At 54.0% G+C, this 5,306-nt stretch carries 6 protein-coding genes and 2 pseudogenes; 1 reads left to right on the top strand and 7 read right to left on the bottom strand.

What is annotated here, in order from left to right:
• Window positions 1–229, top strand: a pseudogene (locus MVD07_RS08295) (Fmu (Sun) domain-containing protein); the annotation flags it as partial.
• Between the two features lie 3 nt (window positions 230–232).
• Here MVD07_RS08295 and MVD07_RS08290 read toward each other — a convergent pair.
• From MVD07_RS08290 to MVD07_RS08260, 7 genes and pseudogenes are all read right to left on the bottom strand, one after another.
• On the bottom strand, window positions 233–1,333 hold the full coding sequence (locus MVD07_RS08290) for a mechanosensitive ion channel family protein (protein WP_297500728.1): 1,101 nt from the start codon (window positions 1,331–1,333) through the stop codon (window positions 233–235).
• Between the two features lie 2 nt (window positions 1,334–1,335).
• Window positions 1,336–1,974 carry a DUF432 domain-containing protein gene (locus MVD07_RS08285; RefSeq protein WP_297500725.1) on the bottom strand — a complete coding sequence of 213 codons (639 nt, stop codon included), beginning with the start codon at window positions 1,972–1,974 and terminating at the stop codon, window positions 1,336–1,338.
• 32 nt (window positions 1,975–2,006) lie between these two features.
• Window positions 2,007–2,249 (bottom strand): hypothetical protein, encoded by a 243-nt coding sequence (locus tag MVD07_RS08280; protein ID WP_297500722.1) that lies wholly within the window; start codon window positions 2,247–2,249, stop codon window positions 2,007–2,009.
• On the bottom strand, window positions 2,236–3,822 hold the full coding sequence (locus MVD07_RS08275) for a hypothetical protein (protein ID WP_297500719.1): 1,587 nt from the start codon (window positions 3,820–3,822) through the stop codon (window positions 2,236–2,238). The genes MVD07_RS08280 and MVD07_RS08275 overlap by 14 nt, the downstream gene beginning before the upstream one ends.
• Window positions 3,823–3,842: 20 nt before the next feature.
• The gene (locus MVD07_RS08270; protein WP_297500716.1) at window positions 3,843–4,355 is read right to left on the bottom strand and encodes a hypothetical protein; all 513 of its coding nucleotides are present in this window, start codon (window positions 4,353–4,355) and stop codon (window positions 3,843–3,845) included.
• Window positions 4,356–4,547: 192 nt separating this feature from the next.
• Window positions 4,548–4,802 (bottom strand): hypothetical protein, encoded by a 255-nt coding sequence (locus MVD07_RS08265; protein WP_297500713.1) that lies wholly within the window; start codon window positions 4,800–4,802, stop codon window positions 4,548–4,550.
• A 159-nt stretch (window positions 4,803–4,961) separates the two neighbouring features.
• Window positions 4,962–5,306, bottom strand: a pseudogene (locus MVD07_RS08260) (hypothetical protein); the annotation flags it as partial.

Below are 5,306 nucleotides of genomic sequence, written 5' to 3'. Positions count from 1 at the left end.
GCCTGGAGGCTCTTAAAGCCCGGCGGAAGGCTTCTTTATCAACGTGCTCGATGCTACCAGAGGAGAACGAGGACGTCGTTAAGTGGTTTCTGGGAAGGCATGGAGGTGCCCGGCCGGTTCCCATAGAGAGACCCTACAGCCCGGTTTTCTGGAGGGCACGATGAGGGTGTGGCCCCACAGGCACAGAACCATAGGCTTCTTCTACGCCCTGATAGAAAAGGAGGGGTGAGGCTCATCCCCTCCCGGAGTCCTCTATCCTGATCCTAAGCTCCTCAGCGAACCAGTTGACCCTCTGTGGGAAGGGTATTTCAACTCCCTCTGCCTCAAGAGTCTTCTTTATCTTCTGGAGGAGATGGAACCTTGAACGCAGGAAGTTCTGTCCAACCCAGAGGGAGCTGGGAACCCATGCCCATATCATGAGGTTCACGGAGCTGTCGCCGAGTTCCTCCACATAAACCCTCGGCTCGGGCTTTGCCAGAACGTAGGGCTCCTCGTCAAGGATCCTGAGTATGGTGTCGATGGCCTTCTGAATATCCGACTTATAGGAAATCCCCACGGTTATCGTCGTCCTCCTTACGGGGTACCTCTGGAGGTTTACTATGCTGCTGTTGAAGAGGGAGGCGTTTGGTATCCTTATCAGCGTTCCGTCCCACTGCCTTATCCTCGTCGAGAGGATGTGAATGTCCTCAACTATGCCCTCGACGCCCGACTCAGGAAGCCTGACCGCGTCGCCGACCTGGAGGGGCTTGTCGAAGTACATGAAAATCCCGGAGATGAAGTTTGAAATGACTGCCTGAGAGGCGAAACCAAGGACGATACCGGTTATTCCAGCCGCGGCCAGAAGCGTTGACAGCTCACTGCTTATGCCGGCTATGTTCAGGGAGATGAAAAAGGCAAGGGTTATCACGGTGTAGTAGAAGAGCTTGGCCTTGAGCTGAACTTCGGGGAGCTTGCTCTGCGGTGCCCTAGAGACGAGGTACTCCTTGGACTTCTTCGCTAGTAGATAGGAGAAGTAGAATACCAGCAGGGCTATGAGAAGATTGCTGAGGGTAACCCCCCAGAGTTTGTAGGAGAGTATCCCCACCACATTGAGTGCCTCTATGACCACTATAAAGACGATCAGGTTGTAGAGAGCCGAGGCAGTCTCCTCGTTTATTATCCAGACGTAGGTGGTGTTCCTTGAGGCCCGTAGAACCTCCGCTTTGATAATCTTGGCCAGTATAATCCCGAGGACGAGTACGGCGACCGCCTTGATGATTGAGAGGAGGGTTATCGATATGCTCCCCTCATCAAGACCCGAAAGGAGCGTTATGTTAAGGGATGAGACGTCCATCTTCACCACCTCATCAGGAAGTTGGGGAGGGGGAGTTCCTCCTTCGTCGGGGTAAGGTTCTCCTCTGGGGGCTTTCCCGTGTTGTTCACCTCGGGAACCTTCGACCTGAACTCGACTATGATCAAGGGGTAGAAGGCCCTGTCCTCAGTATAGTACATAACGCTGTCCTTTATGAAGAACACTATGTGGTCAACCTCCCTCCAGTTCTTGCTCTTATTGAGTAAGACGACCTTAACGACGCCGGAATGTTCTGGTATGGAGGTGTAAACGCCCGACTTCCAATACCTCGCTATCGCACCTATCTGGGGCGTCCCGTAGAGGGCGTATTTCTCCCTGAAGAGCTGGAACCGGTCTATGGTCTTACCATCAACCGAGACCTGAACCTCGAAGGGGGCCTCAAGGTAGAAAACGAAGGACTCCCCCGGCGGAACCATGACCTTCTCCATAAGGTCTATCATGAGGAGCTTCACGCCGTAGCCCTCGGCGGGGGTTGGCAGGATGTCAATTCCCTTTCCGCCCTTGAATACGGCCGTGACATCGTCCCTCCGGTAGCGAAAGAGGCCGGGACTCCCCTCAACGATGTGGATTTTAACCCCGCCGACCTTGATGAACTGCGTCCTCAGTTCATACCTTCCAAACATATGAAAAGATAGAGAGAAAGGGGATTTAAAGTTTAGCTCGATCTTTCGAGCCTCAAACCGGTTACCTTAACGTGGACGTAGAGCGCTTCTCCTGGGTAGGCTATCGATGCTGTTATCTCAACTGGAATTGGTAGCTGTGGTGCTACAACCGTTTCCCCGTTCGCGGACATTTCCAGAAGGGATCCGCTCCACTTTACACTGTACACCTGGAAGTCCATTCCCGCGAGCTTCATGCTTCCCGCGGGCTGCACCGTGTAGCCCTTACCGCTTCCCACTTAGTGAGATAACCTCGACAACATCACCGTAGATTCCGCCTGCAAAGCCGTTGTAGAGATCCCATATCTGGTCGAAGGGACTCTCCCTAATCTCGGCACCGCAGTTCATGTCCCCGTTCATCTCTCCGCTCTCCTCATCGTAGGTGTAACTGCATGAAGGCCCTTCTATAACTACCTTTTCAGGAGAGTTGCTCTCGGTTAGCTGAAGAACCGAGGGCATCCACAGTACCCAACCGGTGTACTCCTCAAGCTCGTCCGGGGAGAAGTAGACCTTGAACCTGTACTCAGAGCCGTCTTCCATCCTCACTACGGCGTAGGCCTTGTAACCGTCATCCGTCCTCTCGTAGCCACGCTCCATCGTGTAGTGAACTTCCTGACCGGCCAGTTTATAAGTGATCTCATAAGTGATGGCCTTGAGCACGTATGTGCCCTCCCCGATTTTCATCGGCTTGCTGGCATCCCAGGCGAGCTTCCAGTTGTCTGAAGAAGGCCTCTCCGACTGAGTTGAGGTCCCGGTGCTGGTTCCGGTCTCCTCACCCGGTGATGTTGGCTTATCTATGGAGACAGCCAATCCTCCTATTTTCCCCTCAAGCTTTATGTCATCGATCTTCAGCTTTGAATAGATCTTGGTTCCCGAGCTAAGGTCAACAAAATTCCCCTCAGCCCCTATCGGCACCGGTAGAGAAGGTGCTATAGTTGCCTTTCCCTGCATGCTAACGCCACCTAGGGAGTAGCTCCACTCAGCGTTGCTGACCCTGAAGGACTTGCCGCCGAGGGTTACGCTACCGTCTGGAGAAATCTTATAGTGGTAGCCCATTCCCATGAAGGAGAAAATGTACTCGTCCTTTTTGAGAAGATCGTGTCCTTCCAGACCGCTCCAGGCGCCGGAGCTAACGAGGGCGACCCAACCCTGGAAGAGGTAGTTCCCAAGCCCGCTCAGAACGTTGTTTGCATCTCCCTCCGTGTAGGGCAACTCAGAGTACTGGCCTATGGCCGGTGGATTGCTCCAGTAGAAGTACCCACCACCGCTTCTGGCTTCCACTACAACAGCATTTCCAGTTCCGAGAGCCTCGAAGTTCGGCAGAGGCTGGAGAAAGTACCTGTCGGTGTCGTTGGTTCTCTCCTTAACTGCCACTATGTACTCGAAGGTGCTGTTGGCCGGGCCTGTGAGGGGAGTTATCTCTCCACAGTAGGCGAAGAGGTTGAACTCCCCGAGGTCTTTCTTCCCTCCCTTCTCCTCGGAGTAGACGTGCGCCTTGATATAACCCCTCTTTTTAACTACCTTATAGCTCCGCTCCCCCTCGCCGGTCTTTATGGTGAACGTGTACTCAATCTGAGTTACGTAGTAGGCCTTCCCATCAACCATCACGGGGTTGTAGGCGTTCCATGGCGTTTCCCACGTTGCAGATGCCTGTGTTGCCGTTCCTGAGGTCACCGTGGATGAAGTCGAAGGAGTAGTTGAGCTTTCATAATGGCTGGAAGTTCTACTATTTCCCCCGCCGAGGCATCCGCTGGAAATAACTCCAAACAGCACGACTGCAGCCAATATCAGTGCCAGATTACGTTTTCCCATACCACAGACCCCCATCATATTCAACCACCGGAAGCGGTGGCCCGATAAAACCAAAAGCCACCCATTTCGCCCGAGACCAGGAGAATCCTCCCGTCATTGCTGAGTTTCACATAGCCTATATCCACGGGCACATCAACGCTGAAGACCTCGTGGAAATCTTCAAGAGAGTAGCAGTGAAGGGTTCCTTCCTCACCCATGATGACGAAGTTATCATTCGCGAAGTAGGGGAAACCGAAAAGGGTTCTGACCTCGCTGAGGTTCCAAGTGAGGACCGAGGTGTCCTCCAAGGGCTCGTACCTGAATAGGTATTTCGCCGTTGGAATTAGCGTCCAGCGCATCAGCGTCATCATCCTGAAGGTGTAGCCTTCCCTCTCTGCCAGAACCTTACCACTAAGCGAGTACACCCTGAGCTTCCCGTCCTCGCTCGCGAGGAGCCTGTCCCTGTAAGCTATGACGCTCCCGCTGTTAATCTCAAGGAGCTTCTCGCCCTCCTTCAGCACGAGGGATTTATCACCGATTCCCAGAACAACCACTCCGGAGTCGGAGACCGAGTGTAGCTCGTACTCGTTAGAATTCAGGATCAGCTTCCTTCCATCACAGTATAGCTCCTGCCTTCCGGCGCTGGGAGTTATGAGGTAGCAGGTGTGGTTCCCGCCCGGAGAGCGGGCGATGCCCTCGACAACACTACATGCCCAGCCGTGCCTCTCTTCACTGCTCTGGCCTCCCTATGAGTAAACCCTCACCCCTGCGAAATCCGCATAGCTGGCAATGACATAGGCCCTTCCACCCTTCACGATAACGCCCGCAATAACAGGCTTAACCGGGTCTTCCCCCCGGACGTCGAAGGCGGCACTCTTGCTATCGGGCCTCACTAGATAGAGGTAGACCCTTTCCCAGTCAACCACCGCTGAAAGGCTCCCGTCGGGGTTCATATCCATGAAGGGTATATCCGAGGTCGAGATGTTCCAGGCCAACTCCATTTTCCAGCTCCTGGGGACGTAACTTGTTGTTCCCGTTGAGGTTGTTGTGGAGTTGTGAACTGCGATCTGGGGGGGAAGATGATGTGGGGTTCCCCTCAGGGCCGAGGCAGGCAGTGGAGACGACTATAAAGGAGAGGAGAACCACCGCAAGGAGGTTCCTCATGAACCCACCTTCTCAAGCCTGAGATCCTCAAGTTTCATGTAGCCGTAGATGACGGTTGTCCTGCCCGTCTTCTGGTCTCTGTAAGTGCTGTAGCCATCACTCTCAAGGACTATCGGAATGCTAGGCGAGAACCTGCCCTTCCCCTGGAGTTTCACCCCCTCGACGGTTCCCTCGTAGTTCCACTGGAAGTCAACCAGCTTGAACGTAAGGCCCGAATACTCGGTGCTTCCATCTGGGTTCGTACTCCACGCCCAGCTGTGACCCTGCATGTCACTCCAAGTTCCCGACTGCGGGACGAGAACGTTAACACCCTTCCAGTTGTACCAGAAGCCCATCTGAAG

This window comes from Thermococcus sp. (assembly GCF_027008145.1).
In the GTDB taxonomy this organism is placed as follows: domain Archaea; phylum Methanobacteriota_B; class Thermococci; order Thermococcales; family Thermococcaceae; genus Thermococcus.
This window is presented reverse-complemented; position numbering and strand designations above follow the sequence as displayed.

Coding starts and splice junctions, on each gene's coding strand:
- MVD07_RS08290 (WP_297500728.1), bottom strand. CDS start 1,333: ATGGACGTCTCATCCCTTAACATAACGCTCCTTTCGGGTCTTGATGAG.
- MVD07_RS08285 (WP_297500725.1), bottom strand. CDS start 1,974: ATGTTTGGAAGGTATGAACTGAGGACGCAGTTCATCAAGGTCGGCGGG.
- MVD07_RS08275 (WP_297500719.1), bottom strand. CDS start 3,822: ATGGGAAAACGTAATCTGGCACTGATATTGGCTGCAGTCGTGCTGTTT.
- MVD07_RS08265 (WP_297500713.1), bottom strand. CDS start 4,802: ATGGAGTTGGCCTGGAACATCTCGACCTCGGATATACCCTTCATGGAT.